The 19429-nt window shown below is 62.5% G+C and carries 17 protein-coding genes; 7 read left to right on the forward strand and 10 right to left on the reverse strand.

Going from position 1 to position 19429, the window contains the following annotated elements; all coding sequences use genetic code 11:
- Positions 1-3: 3 nt before the first annotated feature.
- Together CZ322_RS10260 and CZ322_RS05165 are read right to left on the reverse strand one after the other, a co-directional pair.
- Complete coding sequence (locus CZ322_RS10260) at positions 4-1413, reverse strand: LCP family protein (RefSeq protein WP_234984473.1); 1410 nt, start codon at positions 1411-1413, stop codon at positions 4-6.
- 2 nt (positions 1414-1415) lie between these two features.
- Positions 1416-2789 (reverse strand): LCP family protein, encoded by a 1374-nt coding sequence (locus tag CZ322_RS05165; protein WP_234984474.1) that lies wholly within the window; start codon positions 2787-2789, stop codon positions 1416-1418.
- Positions 2790-2898: 109 nt separating this feature from the next.
- Between CZ322_RS05165 and CZ322_RS05170 the strand changes: the two genes are divergently transcribed.
- From CZ322_RS05170 to CZ322_RS05180, 3 genes are all read left to right on the forward strand, one after another.
- A complete protein-coding gene (locus CZ322_RS05170) occupies positions 2899-3627 on the forward strand; it encodes a glycosyltransferase family 2 protein (protein WP_087070489.1) in 729 nt (242 codons plus the stop codon).
- Between the two features lie 1260 nt (positions 3628-4887).
- Positions 4888-5403, forward strand: a complete 516-nt coding sequence (locus tag CZ322_RS10460) for an N-acetylmuramoyl-L-alanine amidase (RefSeq protein ID WP_459543375.1) — start codon at positions 4888-4890, stop codon at positions 5401-5403.
- Between the two features lie 25 nt (positions 5404-5428).
- Positions 5429-6058: a hypothetical protein gene (locus CZ322_RS05180; protein ID WP_143231857.1), complete on the forward strand. Its 630-nt coding sequence runs from the start codon at positions 5429-5431 to the stop codon at positions 6056-6058.
- Between the two features lie 117 nt (positions 6059-6175).
- Here the strand turns inward: CZ322_RS05180 and CZ322_RS05185 are convergent, their stop codons facing one another.
- Together CZ322_RS05185 and rfbB are read right to left on the reverse strand one after the other, a co-directional pair.
- Entirely contained in the window at positions 6176-7342 is a 1167-nt protein-coding gene (locus tag CZ322_RS05185; RefSeq protein ID WP_087070492.1) for a nucleotide sugar dehydrogenase, read from the reverse strand.
- A 212-nt stretch (positions 7343-7554) separates the two neighbouring features.
- On the reverse strand, positions 7555-8547 hold the full coding sequence (gene rfbB, locus CZ322_RS05190; protein ID WP_016443166.1) for a dTDP-glucose 4,6-dehydratase: 993 nt from the start codon (positions 8545-8547) through the stop codon (positions 7555-7557).
- A 216-nt stretch (positions 8548-8763) separates the two neighbouring features.
- On the opposite strand from rfbB, the gene CZ322_RS05195 reads away from it, so the two are divergent.
- On the forward strand, positions 8764-10035 hold the full coding sequence (locus CZ322_RS05195; RefSeq protein WP_087070493.1) for a gamma-glutamylcyclotransferase family protein: 1272 nt from the start codon (positions 8764-8766) through the stop codon (positions 10033-10035).
- A gap of 12 nt (positions 10036-10047) precedes the next feature.
- Positions 10048-10824 carry a hypothetical protein gene (locus CZ322_RS05200; protein ID WP_087070494.1) on the forward strand — a complete coding sequence of 259 codons (777 nt, stop codon included), beginning with the start codon at positions 10048-10050 and terminating at the stop codon, positions 10822-10824.
- Between the two features lie 52 nt (positions 10825-10876).
- On the opposite strand, the gene CZ322_RS05205 is transcribed toward CZ322_RS05200, so the two are convergent.
- Together CZ322_RS05205 and CZ322_RS05210 are read right to left on the reverse strand one after the other, a co-directional pair.
- The gene (locus CZ322_RS05205; RefSeq protein ID WP_087070495.1) at positions 10877-11866 is read right to left on the reverse strand and encodes a glycosyltransferase family 2 protein; all 990 of its coding nucleotides are present in this window, start codon (positions 11864-11866) and stop codon (positions 10877-10879) included.
- Positions 11867-11929: 63 nt separating this feature from the next.
- Positions 11930-13267 carry an MATE family efflux transporter gene (locus CZ322_RS05210; protein WP_087070496.1) on the reverse strand — a complete coding sequence of 446 codons (1338 nt, stop codon included), beginning with the start codon at positions 13265-13267 and terminating at the stop codon, positions 11930-11932.
- 213 nt (positions 13268-13480) lie between these two features.
- Between CZ322_RS05210 and CZ322_RS05215 the strand changes: the two genes are divergently transcribed.
- A complete protein-coding gene (locus CZ322_RS05215; RefSeq protein WP_087070497.1) occupies positions 13481-14368 on the forward strand; it encodes a glycosyltransferase family 2 protein in 888 nt (295 codons plus the stop codon).
- Positions 14369-14429: 61 nt separating this feature from the next.
- Here the strand turns inward: CZ322_RS05215 and CZ322_RS05220 are convergent, their stop codons facing one another.
- From CZ322_RS05220 to CZ322_RS05235, 4 genes are all read right to left on the reverse strand, one after another.
- Positions 14430-15509, reverse strand: a complete 1080-nt coding sequence (locus CZ322_RS05220) for an acyltransferase family protein (protein WP_087070498.1) — start codon at positions 15507-15509, stop codon at positions 14430-14432.
- An 87-nt stretch (positions 15510-15596) separates the two neighbouring features.
- Positions 15597-16664: an NAD-dependent epimerase/dehydratase family protein gene (locus CZ322_RS05225; protein WP_087070499.1), complete on the reverse strand. Its 1068-nt coding sequence runs from the start codon at positions 16662-16664 to the stop codon at positions 15597-15599.
- A gap of 32 nt (positions 16665-16696) precedes the next feature.
- The gene (locus CZ322_RS05230; protein ID WP_234984475.1) at positions 16697-17071 is read right to left on the reverse strand and encodes a DUF2304 domain-containing protein; all 375 of its coding nucleotides are present in this window, start codon (positions 17069-17071) and stop codon (positions 16697-16699) included.
- Positions 17046-17801, reverse strand: a complete 756-nt coding sequence (locus tag CZ322_RS05235) for a glycosyltransferase family 2 protein (protein ID WP_087070500.1) — start codon at positions 17799-17801, stop codon at positions 17046-17048. The genes CZ322_RS05230 and CZ322_RS05235 overlap by 26 nt, the downstream gene beginning before the upstream one ends.
- 126 nt (positions 17802-17927) lie before the next feature.
- Here CZ322_RS05235 and CZ322_RS05240 point away from each other — a divergent pair, with 126 nt between their 5' ends.
- Positions 17928-19346 carry a glycosyltransferase family 39 protein gene (locus CZ322_RS05240; protein WP_143231858.1) on the forward strand — a complete coding sequence of 473 codons (1419 nt, stop codon included), beginning with the start codon at positions 17928-17930 and terminating at the stop codon, positions 19344-19346.
- The last annotated feature ends 83 nt before the right edge of the window (positions 19347-19429 follow it).

Genomic DNA, 19429 nt, shown 5'->3' on the forward strand with positions numbered 1-19429 from the left:
GCTTTAGAAACTAGGAAGCATATCGGCGGGAGTCAGGGTCCCCTCGCGCATCTTCCGGAAGAACTCCGGGGTGCGCTGCGGATCGAGGAGCACATTGGACTGCCCGTTGGCCCGGTAGTCCAGATCGGCAATCGGGGGAACGCCGGCCAGGCCACCTTCGCCCAGCACAGTTCCGAGCGCCAACCCGGCCCGCCCCACGTTATACAGCGAGGTCCCTTCATCCACCGTGAGAATGGAGCCGGCGGTGCCGACCATGCGCCGCTGCAGCGGGAAATTCACCAGCGTTGCCGGGGTCTTCAGCTTGCCAATCAGGGAGGAAACCACCTGGCGCTGCCGGTTGGTACGCCCCAGGTCACCCAGCGGATCAGATTTACGCATCCGCGCGAAAGCAAGGGCCTGAGCACCGTTGGTATCGTGGCAGCCAGCTTCCCACACCATGCCCGAGTCCGCATCGTCCACGTCGGCGTCGTAACACAGGCGCACCCCGCCGGCAGCGTCCACAATCTGCTGCACCCCGGCCATGGAAATCTGGATGTAGTGGTCCACGGTCATCCCGGAAAGTTCCTCCACCGTTTCCACCAGCAGCCGCGGCCCGCCCAACGCGAAGGAAGAATTGAGCTTCTGTTCACCTTCCCCGGGCACGTTCACGTAAGAATCGCGAGGGAGGGAGACCAGTGCCGGCGCCCCGGATTCGGGCACGTGCAGCAGCATAATGGTGTCCGCGCGCTCGCCTTCGGTCGGGTCATCGATCCCGTCCGCCTCGCGCACATCCGAGCCCACAATCAGGTACGTGGTCCCGGCCGTTCCCGCGGCCCCGCTCAGCGCATCCGCGCGGGTGAGCTTGGAGTTGCCGTAGAAGAACAGGTAGGTAGGCCAGGTCACCGCAAGAATAAGAAGAACGACGACGACGCCAGCTACCCAGCGCCACGGATGGCGGCGCCGCGCGCGCCGGGCAGGCGCACCCATTCCGGGCATGTCCGGTGCGGGTTGCCCAAAATCGGCGGGCTGCGCAAAGCCGCTGTGCTGCGCAAAGCCGCCGTTGGGAGCGTGGGGAGCGTAGGCACGAGCCGGCGCCTGGGAAGCAGCCGGCGGGTAGGAGGGCGCCTGTTCGAAAGACTCAGCCGGGCGAGCGGGCGCTACCTGGCGCTGCGGCGCGAAGCTGGGGGGCTGCACGGGAGCGGGCCGGCGCGGAGCCCCGGCATTGCGGGTGGCTCCGGCAGCGGGGATAGCACCGGCGGCGGGGGCAATCCCGGCGCCGCGGGGGTCCCCGGAAACATCAGGATGCTGTTCGCGTGCCTGCGGGGGCACGGCGCGGCCGCGGCCGACCGGCTGCGCGCCCTGCGCGGAAGGCCGCGGAAGCCTGCGCTTAGGCGGGAAGGACGGTGGTGGGGTAGTCCCATGGAAACGGTTCATGCTCAGGGAATCGCATTCTCTCGGGTACACACGGGCGCGGACTCGGTGCTCTGGGCGGTGGTGGGAGAAGTGGCGGAAGCGGTCTCATCCGCGCCGGGAGAGGCCGGCGTAGGCGTGCTCTCGGAATTCGCGTCGGTGGCGGCGGTATCGCTATCGGCGCCCCCCGCGGCTCCGGACGCTCCTTCGCTGCCCGCAGCGGTGCTGCCGGCACTTGGCGTAGCACCCGCGGCGGTACTGGGAAGAGCATCGGGGCTGCCTTCCGGGGGAAGGCCAATGAAAACGCCGTCGGCATTCTTTTCCGCACGTACCGGAACGTCGCGGCGGAGCGCCTCCCACACGTATTCGGCGCTATCGGTCGCGACCACGCGGTTCCCGGCCCACGCGAAAGGCATGGTCCAGAAGCGGATATTGGCCGGGTCGATGGAACGCAGCGAATTTGCCAGGCCCACAATATTGCTGATGGAACCGATTTCCTGGGAGGTTTGCAGGGATTGGGTGGCGGCGTCGAGCAGGCGCATGAGGCGGCCGAAATCGGTGAGGAGATTGGAGCGGAGGGCCTCGGCGGCTACCGCGCTCACCAATTCGTGCTGGCGGCCAATACGGGAAATATCCGAGCCGTCCCCCACGCTGTAGCGGGCCCGGGCCAGGGCCAGAGCCTGGGTGCCGTTGAGGAGGCGGCAACCGGAAGCGATATCGAGGCCGGCGCGCTCGTCGTACAGATCATCCGCGAAGTACATGGGAACCCCACCCAGGGCATCCACGGTAGAAATAAAGGACGCAAAATCCACCACGATATAACCGTTGAAGGTAATGCCGGTCATCTGGTGGAGGGTGGTCATGGTGCAGGCGGCCGCGCTGGCAACATCGCCGTACTGGCCGCCAATAGCGAAGGCGGAATTGAACATGGTTTCGGGGGCGGGACGGGTGGTGACCGTTTCCGAACCTCCGGAAGACGTACGAATCGTGCAGGAGGGAATATCCACGAGGGTATCGCGGGGCACGGACACAATATCCACGCGGCTACGATCAGCGCTGATATGCATGATCATGGTAGTATCCGCGCGCATCCCCCCGACTTCGCCGGATTCCCCAGCGTTATCAATATCAGAAGCCCCGCTGCGCACATCCGAACCGAGAACAAGGATATTGAGCGGGCGGCCCGCGGAAGGATCCACCGGCTCCGCCGCGGCGGCGGAAGGAACCAGATCATCAATATCCGCCCGGGTGATATTCCCCTGGTAGCGCGCCCACGCGGACCACAGGGCCGTGCCGAAGGTGAGCAGAAGTGCAAGCAGCACCAGCACCACGACCCGCCACCACGAAGAGGTGCGGCGTCCACCGATCAGATGCGCTGCGGCGCGTGAGTTTTTTGCCACCACCTCATCATAGGGGTTCGGGCGCGTCGCCCGCTGGAAGAAGCGCCGCACTGCGGTGTTAAGCACGGTGGCGCGGGCGGGAGGCGCTTGGCTCGGCTAGGCTAGGACCATGCGCATTCGTGTCATCACCGTGGCTTTCAATCCCGGGCCGGAACTGGAAGCTTTTCTCGCCTCCCTCCCGGCAGCCCTGCAGGAAGCCCACGAATGCATCATTGTGGATAACGGCTCCGAGCACGCCGAAGTGGATCGGGTAGCCCGCGCCCACGGGGCGCAGGTGGTGCGCACCGGCGAAAATATCGGTTACGGCCGGGCCGCCAATCGCGGAGCCCAGGGCTTCACCGGCGAATGGCTGGTGGTGGCCAATCCCGATGTGGTGTTCACCCCCGGCTCGCTCGACGCCCTGGTGCGCGGGGCGGAAAGCTTCCCACGGGCCGGCGCGCTCGGTCCGCTCATCCGCACTCCGGAAGGGGAGATCTACCCTTCGGCCCGCCAATTCCCGCGGATTGTTTCCGGGGTGGGGCACGCGCTGCTCGGGAATATCTGGCCGAATAATCCCTTCTCCCGCTCCTACCGCTCCAATGCGGATGTCACCCGTGCCCACCCGGTGGATTGGCTTTCCGGGGCCTGCCTGCTGCTCCGCCGCGAAGCTTTCGAGGCCGTGGGCGGTTTCGATGATTCCTATTTCATGTTCTTCGAGGACGTGGCCCTGGGGGAGGCCCTGGCTCGGGCGGGCTGGCACTCGGTTTTCCTCCCCGAAGCGGAAGTGATTCACTCCCAGGGTGNGCGGGCGCAGCTGCACGTGCGGGCGGCGCGCGCGGCGCGTCGTCGTTCTCACTAACTAAAACGTATTAAAATCAACGTGGAGCTGCGAGTATCCGCGAGGCGGCTCCACCCCTCACTCCGCGACCTCAATCGAATAACACCGATGTATTTTTATGAGGTTAAAGTAAAACGGAGTTAAGGGTGTGAAAGTTGGGACTTTTGCCGTAAGGTAAGTCTGGAAGCTGCCCGTATGAGTTCTCATCGTGGTGGGCGGCGTGAACCGGAGGGAAAAATGACCAAACGTCGCGGTCTTGTTCTAGGAACCGTGCTGGCGCTCGCGAGTGCGGGCCTTGCCGTCCCGATTGTGGGCTACGCTTTTGCCGAGAACGATGATGCACAGGGCAGTATTGTTATTCCGCTAACAACCGAAGCGGGGGATCTCACCACTACCGCCACCGCACAAATCGAGGAAGAATCAGCGAGCAAGCCTGGCTCCTCCAAGGAAGCCGAGCCGCGCGAGGCAGCGCACCCCACCGAGGCTTCGCACCCCACCGGGGGAGCCGAGCCTGCCCAAGAAGCGAGTGCCGGGCCCGCGGGCGGCGTCGTACCGAATGCGGTGCGCACGAATGTACTGCGCGCCGCAGGAACCGGAAACGAAAGCACCGAGAACGAAGGCACCGCAAACAGGGACGCGGAAAACGGGGCCGAGGATAGTGCGGACGGCGCGGAACTGGCCGATAACTACGCCGTCTTCACCAGCCCGGTGCGGGTGGACGAACCCTTCGCGGTGGCCGGGCTGACCTGGAACCGCGGGGAGAGCCTGCCCGAGGGTGCTTCTATCGAAATGCGCACCCTGGACGGGGAGCAGTGGTCGGATTGGTACGAAGTGGGCGAGGAATCCCAAACCGAGCGTGAACGGCCCGGCACGGAGTACAACGTCTCGGGGGAGTCCACCGGTATTCAGGTGCGTATTACCCAGGGCGAGGGCCCGCTCCCGGCCGGCCTGCGCATCGATATTGCTTACACCGCCGAGGGTGACACCGTGGAGGTAGAGGAGACCGAAACTGCGCCGATTCTGCCCGAACGCGGAACGGAAACCGATCCGGTGGTCAATCCCGAAGAGGGCGAAGAAGAGATTCCGGCCCTGGGGGCTTCGCTCTCCGCCGCGCGCGGTGGGGGCACCCTGGAGCAGGGTAGCGTGGTGGCGAACGGCTTACTTCCCACCGCCCGCGATTGGACCAACCGCATCGGAACCCGCGGGATCCACACCCGCGCCGATTGGGGCGCGGACGGCTCCCTCATGACCTGGCCGGTGGAATACGCCACCTTCCAGGGCATGGTTATCCACCACACCGCCGGCTCGAATAACTACACCCAAGCCGGGGTGCCGCGTGTTATCCGCGGGATTTACGCCTTCCACGCCGTCACCCGCGATTGGGGCGATATTGGCTACAACGTGATCGTCGATAAATACGGCGGGAAGTGGGAAGGGCGCTACGGCACCCTGCAATCCCAGGACGGCACCATGGCGATTGGTGCGCACGCCGCCGGGCGCAATACCGGAACCATGGGCGTGTCTGTGCTCGGCACCTTCACCGCGAACCACCGCCCCTCGCAAACCATTCTTAACACCCTCGCGGATGTGGCCGGCTGGAAATTCGCGCTCGCGGGCCTGGATCCGCGCGGCACCACCTCGCTGACCATCCCGCAGCGCAATAATTCGGCGCGCTACCGTTCCGGCGAGGCGATGCCGCGTATTGTGGGGCACCGAGATGTGGGCAATACTNAATCCACATTGAGTTGGGAAAAGGGGCCGGCGGCCCCCTTCCCCGCCGCGCTTCTTCCTCGCTAATGGCTGGGGCCGTACCGCCGATATTGTGATGGACTACGGCCTGCGCGGCGATGAAATCCTCACTGGTGATTGGAACGGTGATGGGCGCGATACCCTGGCGATTCGCCGCTCCAATATTTTCCATGTGCGCGATACCCTCACCTCCGGGGTTGCTACGCGGGTCTTCAGCTTCGGGCGTGCCGATGACGAGGTGTTCGTAGGTGACTGGGATGGCGACGGCGTGGATACCTTCGCGGTGCGGCGCGGCAACCTGCTGCTCGTGCGCAATTCCCTTACCTCCGGCCCGGCCGACACGGTGTACTGCTTCGGTAATCCGGGGGATACCTGGCTGGTGGGCGATTGGAATGGTGATGGCGTGGACACCCTGGCGGTGCGGCGCGGCAACGTCTTTATCTTCACCGATAACCTGGCCACCAGCGCGGTCTCCGGGGAAATGGCCTACGGGAACCCGGGCGATGAGGTGCTCGCCGCGAAGATTGAGCCCCAGCGTTCCACCCTCGTGGTGCGCCGCGGGAATGTGTACGTGGTGCGCGGCCCGCTCAGCGGTCCGGAGGTGACCGAAGATGTTACCTACGGGCGCCACAGCGATATGGTCATCTTCGGTGATTGGGATGGCCGGGGCGGCCAAACCCTCGGGGTGGTGCGCTCGCGCTAAGCACCGATAGGAACTAGTTTCGGTCACAACATACGGGCCGGGGATGCTTCACGACGAAGCAAGATCCCCGGCCCGTACCTTTAGGCGCAAGCGCGCCGCTGTGCTTGAGTACCGGTTTTAGTCCCGCCCGAAAATATCGCGGGTGAGCACCGGTGTGGAGGTTTCCGGCATGGTGCCATCCAGGCGATTCGTGATGATCACATCCGCGCGATCCTGGAATTCTTCCCAGGAATCCAGCACCGGAATATCCCCGAGGCCGCCCGGTTTCAGCGCCGGATCGTAAACGAGCACCTCCACATCCCGCGCCCGCAAGTGCGCTGCGAGGCTGAGGGCCGCCGAAGCCCGGTGATTATCCGAGCCCGATTTCATGGCGACCTTGTAGATCCCCACCGTGGCGTAGCCGGCCCCCGCCAGGCGGGTAGCCAGGAAGTCGATCCGGGTGTCATTGGATTCCACAATGGCGGACATGAGATTTTCGGGCACGCCTTCGAAATCGGCGCGTAATTCCTTGGTGTCCTTGGGCAGGCAGTAGCCGCCGTAGCCGAAGGAAGGATTATTGTAATGATCCCCGATACGCGGATCGAGACCCACCCCGCGGATAATCTCCGCGGCGTTGAGGGAGCGCGCCATCGCGAAAGAATCCAGCTCATTGAAATAAGCGACCCGCATGGCCAGATACGTATTGGAGAAAAGCTTAATCGCTTCGGCTTCCCGGGTTCCCACCTGGATAATCGGGACGTCGCGCGCTTCAGCTCCCTCGCTCAGCAGCTGGGCGAAGTGGGCAGCTGCGGCGTCGTCGCCCGAAACAACAATGCGCGAAGGGTTGAGATTATCGTGCAGCGCTTTACCCTCGCGCAAAAACTCCGGGGAAAAGACGATGCGCAGTTGCGGGAACGTTTCTTGCATCCGCGCGGTAAAACCGATGGGGATAGTGGATTTAATAACGACGACGGCACCGGGATTCGCCTCAGCTACCTGCGCAATCGCACTTTCAACAGAGGCCGTATCGAAGGCATTGGTCTCCGTATCGTAATCGGTGGGGGTGGCGATCACCGCGTAATCAGCACCCGCAAGCGCCTCAATATTCGAGGTGGTAGCCCGCAGCGAAAGCGGCTTCGTGGCGAGGAACTCTTCGATTTTGGCATCCTGGATCGGGGACGTGCGGGCGTTAATCGCATCCACTTTCGCGGGATTGAGATCCGATCCGACAACATCGTGGTGTTGGGCAAGAAGGACGGCGTTGGCCAAGCCCACGTAGCCCAGCCCGATCACAGCAATCTGCATGATGCTCCTAGCTCTTGGGTTGCGTTCAGTATAGCCGGACTGCCGCGCGGCGGCCCGGTGGGACACGGAAGGGGGACCGCGGCGAGGCTCCCACGCATAGCGCTGCCCCGCTCGCGCTCCTCGTGGCACTCAGGGTGCGCATCGGAGAAGTGCGAACGGGGCAGCGAAAGCCGGCTCATGCAGGCAGCGCATGAGGGCCGGGGTGCGGCTCTTTAGTGGCCGGTCTTGGCGTACTTAGCCTCCACGGCTTCCTTCTGCGGGCGCCACCACTCTTCATTGGCCTTGTACCATTCCACGGTGTCATGCAGACCCGCGGCGAAGTCCTTGAACTTAGGCTGCCAGCCGGTTTCTTCCACCAGCTTGGAATTATCAATGGCGTAGCGCTGATCGTGGCCGGGGCGGTCATTCACATGATCGAAATCATCGGGTTCGCGGCCGAACTCCTGGAGGATCATCTTGACGACCTCAAGGTTATTCTTTTCGCCATCCGCGCCGATGAGGTAGGTTTCCCCGATCCGGCCCTTATTGATGATCTCCCATACCGCCACGTTGTGATCGCGTACGTGAATCCAATCGCGTACCTGGAGGCCGGTGCCGTAGATACGCGGGCGGATGCCATCCAGGAGGTTGGTGACGGTACGCGGAATGAACTTCTCCACGTGCTGGTAGGGGCCGTAGTTATTCGAGCAATTGGAGATGGTGGCTTCTACCCCGAAGGAACGCACCCAGGCGCGTACCAGCAGGTCAGAGCCGGCCTTGGAAGCCGAATACGGGGAGGAAGCGATATAGGGATCGCCATCCTGGAAGCGGCGCGGTTCGTCGATCTCCAGGTCCCCGTACACTTCGTCGGTGGAAATATGGTGGAGGCGTACCCCGTGGCGGCGTACCGCTTCCAGAATCGTGTAGGTGCCCACCAGGTTGGAGCGGATGAAGGGGGAGGGATCAACGAGCGAGTTATCGTTATGGGATTCCGCCGCGAAATTCACCACCAGATCGCAGTCCTTGACCAGGGGATCAACGGTATCCATATCCGCAATATCGCCCTGGACCAGGGTGACGCGGTCCAGGCCCTCAATGGACTTGGGATTACCCGCGTACGTGAGTTTATCCAGGACGACAACTTCGGCATCCGGATAATCCTCGACAGTTTGGTGAACGAAATTCGCGCCAATAAATCCGGCACCGCCGGTAACCAGGACACGCATATTATTCCTTTCGTGGGTCAGTTCCTGGCTAATTCTACCCGGAACTGCGGGGTAAGGAGTCAGCCCATCCCGCCGTGCCACAATGTGCGATGCGAGGGCGACACGGGCGATCTCCACAATTGTGCCGCCCGGAGGGTTTAGGCTGGAACTATCGTCCACGCATCGCGGCCTGGATTTAGCACCACTCCGGGGCGCGAACAACTCGAGGAGGTTCTCTTGGAGAGGTATTCATACGCGCGCGCCCGCACCCCCGGGCTGCTGGTTGGCGTGATCGCAGCGCTGGCGCTGATCGCGAGCTCGCTGGGACTCATGCCGGTAGCGCAGGGCGCGCCCGCTCTGGACGAGGGCGCGGGAAACTACTATTTCTTCAAAAACTCTCTCACCTCGGGTACGGCCGATATGGAGATGTCCTACGGGCGGCATACGGACGTGGTGTTTTCCGGGGATTGGAATGGCGACGGGCGGGACACCCTGGGCGTGAACCGTGGCTCCGATTTCTATATGAAGAACACCTTCTTGTCCGGGGACGCGGATATCCACTTCAAATTCGGGCTGCCCACCGATCAATTCCTTATCGGCAATTGGGATGCGGTAGTGGGAGATACGGTCCTTATTCGCCGCGGCAATACGTATTTCGTACGCAATGAGCTCACCACCGGAGGCGGGGAACATAGCTTCACTTTCGGCCAGCCCGATGATGAAGTGATCGCGGGGGATTGGAACGGGGACGGCACCGATACCCTCGCCATCCGGCGCGGCAATATGTTCTATGTCAGCAATGTGCTCGACGATGATGAGAACTTCACAGTCTTCTCCTTCGGGCGCCACGGTGACACCGTCCTCGTGGGTGACTGGGACGGAGATGGCATCGATAGTTTCGCGGTGCGCCGCGGCAATATGTACTACGTCAATAATTCGACCGTGTCCGGTGGGAACGCCTCGACCGAATTCTCTTACGGGCGCCACGGGGATAACGTTCTGGTGGGTGACTGGAACCGCGACGGGGTGGACACCCTGGCGGTGCGCCGTGATTATGTGCCGCCAGCTCCCAATAGCGAGCGCCCACCCAACCTTGATCCTAATTCCGGTGGGTACCCCATTCTGGTTTACGGAACGCTGCGCCAGGGTGAAGAGGCCGCCTTCGTGGTCAATAACTACTCCGGGATCAAAGAAAGTTGGGTGCCGGGGTATGAACTGTGGATTACCGGCCCGCGGTGGAATCCGTGGCCTTGGGCTCTTCCCGGCCCGCACGGGCTGCGCGGCGACCTCTTGAAGTACGGACCGTGGAATTACGATGCCAAAGTGGCCCAAATGGATGATTGGGAAGGTTATGTGCCGGGTAAGAACCCTGCCTATATGAACTACACCCGCGACCTCGTCACCACCGTGGATGGGCCGGCGTGGATGTACGTGGCAACGAAATGGCGGCAGGATTTCGCGCGGCGCTGGGGTTACGTTGTACCTCACGGCGATTTCCACCGCTTCTAAGGGGATGAAGTCATGAACAAGAAAGACGATGAGACGATGCAGAATTCTCACACCACTCCTTCTTCCATCCCTGGCTTGTGCCGCCGGGCACTAGGGAGCTCGCTCGCCATTATCGGCGCAGTAGCGGTTCTTGGTTTAGGCGGATGCTCCAGCGTTGCGGTGGGGGATCCTGACCCGGTGACCCCAATTCCGGTGGCTACCGCTGTGCCGAGTATGCCGGGAGTTTCCGGGGCGTCCGGTACCGGGAATCACACTATGCAAGACCGGGCCGCAGTGACCGATGGTTCTGACGGTTCGGAAGGCGGACGCCCGGTTACGGTTGCGCCCAGCGGCGATGTGGAAGCTCAGCTTGGGGTGCCGGTAGGTCTTTCGGTCGACGGCGCCACTCGGGCGGCATTCACGTTGACAGTCACGGATATTACCCGAACACAGGAGTGCCCTTCGCGCATCGCGGAGCCAGCTGTTTTCACTCCCGAGAACGGCACTTTCCTCGTGGTTGATCTCAGCGCGCAGATGGCAGCTGATTATGCCGCCTACGACCCGGATGCTCCTTTCCTCACCCTGGATCGGGATGCTTTCCATCTCACGGACCGGGAAGGAAATATCCAGGAAGATAGCCACACGATGGCATCCTACGGGTGTTATTCCACCGAGGAGCGGGTCACCCCCTTTATCAACCCGGGGGAAAACGCGGGTGGCAAGGTGGTCCTGGAAACCTCCCTGGAGCACGGCTACCTGGTCTACAATCCCTGGGGAGTGCCGGGATCGGGATGGCGCTGGGCTTTCTAAGCGCCGCTCTCATCCGCTCCTAGGCCGCTCCTACTCTGCTCGCGATTCGCTATTAATCTGCGATGGCGTAGGTGCTGCGCACGTAGCGCAGGTAGATCTTACGGTAGAGCGCCGGGCAGGTACGCAGCAGGGCGGCTCCGGCCGCCAGCTGCGGGCGGGCCTGCGCGGTCGCGCGCAGCATGGGCAAGCTAATAGCGCGCCGTGCCGCACGCACAATATCGGCGGTGTCTTTCTCCGAACGCATAGCCGATTGCGCCAAGATCATCATGGCGAGGGTGCGGTACACCAAAAAAGCGGAAAGGTTCTCCGGTTCTGCCATCCATTCCGGTCCGAGTTGCTTGGCTAGGAACCGTGCGGCATCCTCGTATTCTTGCGGATCGGGAACGCGACCCCAAGTGAGGGACTGGGTGCCCACCACGTAATTGGCCAGGGCATCGGGAATTGAGGTGACGCGCCGGGCCCGGGAAAGCGCTATCGCGGCAACAACCTGATCTTCCCCGCGGTGAATATGCTCGGGGAAACGTAGTCCCTGGAAAGTGGCAGCGGCGAAAAGCTTATCCCAGAGGAACGGGGTGAGGTTATCGGTGAGGAAAGCACGTACCGCCTCCGGGCCCGCAAGGGTGCCGAGGAAACGGGAATGTTCGGTGCGCGTCTGGCCGTTGGAGAGGTGAATGGTGCGTCCGCAGCACACCACATCGGTGTCGGGCGCGCTTTCTACTTCACGCAACATCCGTTCCAGATAGGTGGGTTCCCAGTAATCATCCCCGTCAAGGAAAGCAATATAGTCCCCGGAGGCGTGCTCAAGGGCGGAGTTCCGGGCCCCGGATACCCCGGTATTGTTCTCGTGGTAGATCACGGTGAGACGGGAATCGGCAAGTTCTTTTTCCAGGTCGCGCAGCACGCCGGCGGTGTTATCCGGGGAGTGATCATCCACAACGATGAGCTCCACATCGGGCATGGTTTGGCCCAGGACCGATACAACCGCGCGCCGAATAGTGTCCTCACCGCGGTAGGCGGGAGTGATAACTGATACCCGTGCCATGTTTCCTCCTAGGTCAGCTCAGTAGTCTCCATGGTACCCGCGCGCCGCTCCGGCGCTAGCGTGCTATCGAGTGCGGCGCACCAGGCCGAAGATATGGCAGATGCTCCCCAGCAGCGGGCCCACCACCAGAGAGGCAACCGTGCGCGTTTCTAGGCAAACGGGCAGAAGCATAATGGCGACGGAGACCACCAGGGCCACGCACCAGCCCAGGATATTGAGCCGGTGGTGATCGGCGGCCAGCGCCACTGCCCCAGTCAGGGTAAGAAGAGCCAGGCAGGCCGCGGCAAGCACTAAGAAGCCCAGGATCAGGGGAGTATTCGCATAAGCAGGGCCGAAAATAACCGCCATGAGCCACGGGCCGCACGCGGCAGCGGCCAGGGCGCCAATCCCGCCAATTCCGCCCACAATAACGGCCAAACGCAGCACATAGCCGCGGGTGCGTTCAGGGTGCTGGACGAAGACCGTGATCACCATGGATTGGAAAGCCACCAGGGGAAGCATGAGGGGTGCGCGTGTCACGGACACCGCTTGAATGAGCGGGGCTGCTTCAGAGAATACCACCGGCTCAGTGGTCAGGCTCATGAGGAGCGGAAAACCGTTAATAAGGAGCGCGCTGGCCCCGGTGGCGGCCATGGCCAGCAGGAGGCGGCGCGCCAAACCCCGCGGCGCAATATTAATGCGGGTGCGTGCCAAAGCCCGCACCCCCGGCGCGGCGCTGAGCAGCAGCCAGGTACCGCAGGCTAGCACGCAGGCGAGGGCATAGAGGTGGAGCGCAAGGCTGAGATATCCGGCCACCGCAATGAAGAGGAAACGCAGGGCCGGCTCCAGCGAGGTGAGAGTACCGAAAATCTTCCATTTCCCGCGCCCCGCGAAAACTCCGAGGAGCCCTAAATGCACGCTATTGAGAAGTACCCCCAGGGCAATAAAAGCAATGAGGAGCCCGTGCCCGGAAAACCCGTGAAAGACTCGCAGCCACAGCGGCGTGGCAGCCAGCACCAGGAGCGCGGCGCATACGCCCACCCCCGCACAGATGAGGACCGGCGAAGTGCGGTAACGCGGGCCCGCGGCCCCGGAATCCACACCCGCGCGGCTCTCAACCCGGTCACGGTTTTCGACCCGCTCAGGGTTCTCCATCCGTTCGCCGCTTTCCACGCGTTCGCAGCCCTCCACCCGGTCCCGGCGCACCGCCCGCGTCACTTCATTTTGAAGGCCCGCCACGATGGCAATAATGGCGAAAAGGGCGGCCCAGAAGGTCAAAAACAGGGTGTTATCGGCAGGGGAGAGCGAGCGCGCACTCACCACCGTAATAAAGAAACCAGACAGCGCCCCGGAGGCACCCCCTAAGGCAACGGGCAGCGCAGCCCCGGCAGTTTCTGAGCTCTGGCCAGCGGCGGTGGACATCACGGATGGCCTTTCTCTTCGCAGGATTTCTTAAGTATAGGGCGCGGCCCGCCCGGGCAGCCGGGCTAACGGCACGCTTCGGGCAGGCTGGCTCACCGCGCCCGCTGCGCGCCCGCCCGGACCAGCGCCCTGAGCGCGCCCGTGCCATAATAGGCGCTAGTACGGATGGCGGCGAAACGGAAAGCCGCTTCGCCACAGAAAGGATCACGCCCGATGCGCCTCGATATCATGCTGCCCTTCTGGGGGAACCCGGACTACCTCTTCCAAACCGTGGAATCAGTCCTGGCCCAGGATAGTGATGAGTGGAAGCTCACCGTGGTGGACGATTGCTATCCCGATGAGAGCGTTCCCGACTACTTCGCCCAGCTGCATGATGAGCGCATCACCTATATCCGCAACGAAACGAACCGCGGCATTACCGAAAACTACGAAACCTGCCTGAAGCTGGCCACCGCCGAGTACATGATGTTCATGGGCTGCGATGACGTGATGGAACCGAATTTTGTTTCCACCATCCAGGCCGCTATTGCCGCCCACCCCACGATCGATATTATTCAGCCCGGGGTGCGCCCCATTGACGCGGAGGGCACCGTTATTTCTCCGCTGGGGGACCGTATCAAAACTTCCCTGCGCAAGCGCTCCACCCGGATGGGCAATGTTATTTCCGGGGAAGGTGCGGCCGCGGTACTTCTCACCGGGGACTGGCTTTACTGGCCCTCGCTCGTTTTCCGCACCGAGACGATTCGCGCCACCCCCTTCCGCCCCGGTTTCCCGCTCATCCAGGACCTCGCTATCGTCGTCGATATGCTGGCCGCCGGTGCCTCTATGCTCGTCGAGCCCACCGTGTGCTTCCGTTACCGCCGCCACGATTCTTCCGCCTCCGCCTCCAAGCTTCTGGACGGCACCCGCTTCGCCGGGGAACGGCGCTATTTCGCGCTCGCTGCGGAGGAGATGAAGCGCCGCGGCTGGACCAAAGCCCAGCGGGCGGCCCGGTTGCACGCCACCTCACGCCTCTACGCCGCCACCTTGCTGCCGCGGGCCCTCAAGGAGCGCAGCTCCACCGGGGTACGTACCCTGCTGCGTCACCTGCTCGGCAGCTAGGCCCGGCGTCGTCGTTCTTGGTACGACGACGCACGCACCGCAGCGCGCTTCTTCGCACCCACTAGCGCGCCGGCGCGCGCAACTCCCCGAAGGGATTCTTTTTCCCGCGCGAAGCCCGCATGGCGGGTCGTTCCACCAGGAACCAGGAGAATGCCGCGCCCAGGGCGGTGAGCACGAAAAGAACCGCGCAGAAAACCAGGTAGGGCGCTGCGTCGGCTAGCCCGAGGCGGGTGAGCAGCTGGGTGAGCGGGAAGCCCCAAATGTAGATGCCGTAGCTGAAATCGTGGACTTGGAAGAGCCGCGGGGAGGGGAGCGTCTGCCCGATCCACAGCAGCACGTAGGTGAGGAGCGGCGCGGAAATCTGCGGCCCGGAATGCGGAGCCACCACCATAATCGCCACGGCCGCAACCGTTGCCCCCAGCGCACCCCAGGTGGTGAGGCTGAGGCGGTCTTTCGCCAGGAAAAGCAGTGAGCCACCGAAGAAGAACGGCAGCAGCCGCGAGAGCTGGTCGAGGGTGCCGTTCATCGTGCCCAGGTAGACCGTGGCGGTGGGGAGGAAGACCCGCAGCGCGCAGGTGCCCAGGAAAATCACGGCCGTGGGCCAGATATGCCGCTTGAAGAAGGGGATGGTGAGTAGCGCGCCCACAATGAGGTAGCACACGAACTCGTAGTAGAGCGACCACAGCGAGCCGTTCCAGGCAATGGGGTAGGGGACATTGTGGAGGGTATCCGCGATGCCCCACTGGTTCATGTAGAGGAAGAAATTGCCCAGGATATAGCTGATCGGCGTGGGGCCGGTGGTGAGGTAGCCATCCAGGGTGCCGTGGTCAAGGATGTAGACGAAGGGCGCGAGGAGGAACGCCGTCACCACATTGATAAACAGGAAGGCCGGGAAAATCCGGACCACGCGGTTCTTGAGGTAGCGCCCCACATCCGAACGCAGCCGGGCCGCGGTAATGAGATACCCGGAAATCATAAAGAAACCGAAAACAGCCCAAGCACCTACGGATTCGCCGGGGGTGATCTCGAATTCCCCGACGAGCTGGGTTACCGGCCCCACGTGGTGGAAAAGTACCATCAGCGCAAAAACAAGCCGAATCAGATTCAGCGAATTATTGCGGGGGTCAAGCCATGTGCGCATACGTTCCTTCGCGTGGTCCCATCGCGGTGGGGCGACGACGCCGCGGTTGCCGGGTCGTCGCCCCACGCCGCGCTGCGGTTATCGGGTTTAGAGATACTGGGTCTGGGTGTTAATCCAGGAAGCAAGGCGCGTGAAGCCTTCTTCCACGTCCACCTCGGCCTCGAAGCCGAGGAGCTCGCGGGCAGGTGCCGGATCCGCCCAGGCGTGGCGTACATCGCCGTGGCGCCACTGGCCGGTGATCTTCGGTTCGGGAGCCCCGTAAATCTTCGCGATAATCTGGGCTGCTTCGAGGATAGTGGTGTAGTGGCCCGCTCCGATATCCACGGAGACTCCCGGGCACTTCTCAATTTCGATCATTTTAATGAGGGCGCGGGCAACATCATCAATAATGATGAAATCGCGGCGGATGAGGCCGTCTTCGTAGACGGAAATTTGCTGCTTATTGTAGGCAACCCGGCAGAAGAGGGACATAATCCCGGTGTAGGGATTGGAGGGAGTTTGGCCCGGGCCGTACACGTTTTGCAGGCGCACAATCCCGATCTCACAGCCGAAAGCATCGCCCCACATGCGCAGTAGCTGTTCCTGGGCGATTTTGGTGACTGCGTAGACAGAGGACGGGTGCGGTTCCACCAGGGCGGCGTTCATGGCCACCGGCTCGGCCTCCGGGAAATCCCATTCTTCTTTTTCGAACATGGCCACGGTACGCGAACCGGGGTAGAACAGCTCACCGGCGTGCTCCCCGGAGGTATGCCGCCAGGCACCCTCGCCGTAGACCGCGCGCGAGGAGGCAAGAACAATGCGCTGCGGGATGACCTGGTGGCGCGCGAAGGCATCGAGCATCGTGGTGGTGCCCACCACGTTCACGGAGGCGTGCCGGGTGGATTCGGTCAGGGACTGCCCGGTTCCGGTTTCCGCCGCCAAATGGACCACAACATCCGGGGTGAAGCGCTCCAGCAAGGTATCCCAGGCGGCCGGGTCGGTCACATCGGCCTCGTAGAGCTCCACGCGCTTATCGAAGCCGGCCGTGGGCTGGTGATCCGGGTGGATCTGCGGGTGCAGATTATCGAAAGCGATAACCTGCTCGTGATGGTCGGCGAGGTACGTTGACATCGCCGCTCCGATGAAACCGGCACCACCGGTAACAAGAATGCGCATGGAAGTCCTTCCTGTATTGATGCACATGAAGTTTACGCCTCGGCTGGGGGCGCAGCGCGCTCCGCGCGCAGTAAAGCTATTTCTTCAGCCAAACGCCGCCGGTCTTCTTCCAAGCGGGAGACGGCGGTGGACAGCTGGATCGTTACCATGAGGAGCACCACGCACGCGATCACCAGAATCATATTGGAGGCGCGTTTGAAACCGAGGGCTTGGGAGACGAGGAAAACAACCTGGGGCCAGATCGAAATAACGAGCAGGCCAATGCCGATAAGGAACCAGATATATACGTAGGTTTGTTTCATCCGCCGCGAGCGCAGCAGGATGAACAGGTACACGAGGAAGAGGATGCTCGCGGCGATCGGCAAGAGGCGGTAGAGCACGTTATTGCCTTCCTTCGGTTCCGTCAAGATCTTTTTGGCCGGGGCGGGTAGAGGCTACCGCCATGGCGATAATACCGCGCAGCAGCAGGCGCGCGGCTTTGATTGGGTTATGGGAGGGGGTGCCGCCCTGCCGTTCGCGCATCTCCACGCCTACCTGGGTAACGCGCAGCCCGGCTTTGCTGGCGATAATAAGAGCCTCGATGGTATCGCCTAAGTATTCGGCCGGGAGTTCATCGGCGAGCACCCCGATGGCCTTCCGGTTCGTGAGCTTGAAACCCGAGGTGGTATCCGTGAGCCGGGTGTGATGCACGCGGGAGAGTACGCGGGAGAGGAAGCGCATGGCCCAGGCGCGCGGGCCGCGCACCCGATAGGAGCCCCGTTCCGCAAAACGCGCCCCGATCACAATATCCGCACCGGTGGCATCCATCTTTTCGAGGAGGCGGGCAATATCTTCCGGGCGGTGCTGGCCATCGGCATCCACCTGCACGGCGCGGTCAAAACCGTGGCGCCAGGCGTACAGGTATCCGGTACGCATCGCCCCGCCCACCCCGAGATTAATGGGCAGATTGAGGACTGTTGCCCCGCCGGCCGCGGCCACCTGGGCGGTGGCATCCCGGGAGCAATCATTAATGACCACGAGGGATGCGTGCGGTACTGCCTGGCGTAATTCGGTGAGAACCGCCGGCAGCGCCTCTTCTTCATTCCAAGCCGGAATGAGAACGACGAGACGTGGGTGCCTGTCTTGCTCAGAAGTCATTCTTTGATTTTAGGCCATTGAGGCCCGGGCTTGAACGAACGCCCGTGCTGTGTGCCCTATATGAGGGGTGGTACTTCGCGATAAGATAACGCGGCAAGTGAAACGTTGTCCATCTCAAGGAAATCCATGGTTGCAGCCACACACGCAGATGTCCGGGCGCCCCAGGCCGCTTCATCTTCTCAGCACTCTAAGCATCGGGCGGCTCTGGTATCGCGGTTGCGCAGAATCAGTGCCGGGCGCCCCTGGGTGGTGTGGTTAGCCGTTCTGTTGTTCTTCGGGATTCTGGGTGGGGCACTCAATCTGCACTTCATCATCACCAATCCGCACCTGTCTCCCTTCGATGAATATGTGTACCTTGATGCGGTTGATAAGGCCGGTCGCGGGATCGTGGTGCGTGACGGGATGGCCACGGATTCGTACGCCCGTGAGGTGCTGGCCTGCCTCGGTTTCGGTTCCAATCCGGTGAGTTCGGCAACTATCGGAGTGTGCGGGGGTGATTTCCCTGATGAGAAGCTCCCCTTCGCGGGCTACACCACCGCCGGGGTGCATTCCCCGGTCTACTACTTCCTCACCGCCTGGCTGGCTAAGCCGTTTATGATGCTCGGGATGGGTTTGCTGGGTAGCGCTCGCCTCACCAGCGTGCTCTGGTTGGTGCTGGGGATGACGGTCCTTGCCTGGGGAATGCGTCGCGTTGGTGCCACCTGGGCGATGGCGCTCACGGTGCCGCTCCTCATCACCTCCATGCCCACCTTCCGCACCACGAACTGCTATATCACTCCGGATGCTCTCAATCTCCTGGTGGGCACCCTCATTATTTTCGGGAGTATTTTCTACGCGCGCCGGCAATGGTCTCTCGGCTGGCTGCTTCTTATTGCCGCGGTGGCCTGCGTGGTGAAAATGCAAAATATTTTCGCGGTGGTGGCGGCCCTTATTTTCCTGGTGTGGTACCGGATGCGGCCCGGAAACGGCTGGGGTAAGAAAGCTGCCGCGGAGCCTGCCGCCTTGCCGCGCTGGTGGGAAATTGGCGCCCTCGGGCTGGTGTCCGCGGTAGCGGGCGGGGCCTGGTTGGTTATCCGTCCCTTCATTACGGTGGCACGCCCGGATATTGTGGTGGATCCAACCGGGGTGCTCGATCTGCGCCAGCTGCCCTATATGACCGATGATGCGCTGCAAATTGTTTTCGCCGGGATTGGTGGGACAGCCGAGCAATACCCGAAGTCACCCTTCGCGAGCGTGGCGCTCTGGCTGGGAATTACCGCCATTGTGAGCGTGGCCTGGATCCTGGAACGCCACTCTACTCTGGAGCAGCGTTTCTGCCAGGCTGCCGCGGTGTCCTTCCTCGGTATCGCACCGGGGGTGGTGCTCGGTTTCAATATCCTCGCCGGCTCCCTCACCTTTATGCAGCACCGCTACGGCATGGTTCTTATCCCACTCTTCTGCGCGGCTGCTGCCTGGATTAAGCTGCGCCATTCCGTAACCTGGGGCCTGGCAATTGTGACCGCCTGCATGTACGGCTACGCCCTTATTATTCCCTCGGCAACGTAGGGCGGCGTGGCGGCGCATTGTGGCAGTACAGCGCCGCAACGTAGCAGCTTGCCCATAATGCCAGCGGCATGAACATGAAGATG

The organism is Actinotignum timonense (assembly GCF_900155575.1).
GTDB lineage: Bacteria > Actinomycetota > Actinomycetes > Actinomycetales > Actinomycetaceae > Actinotignum > Actinotignum timonense.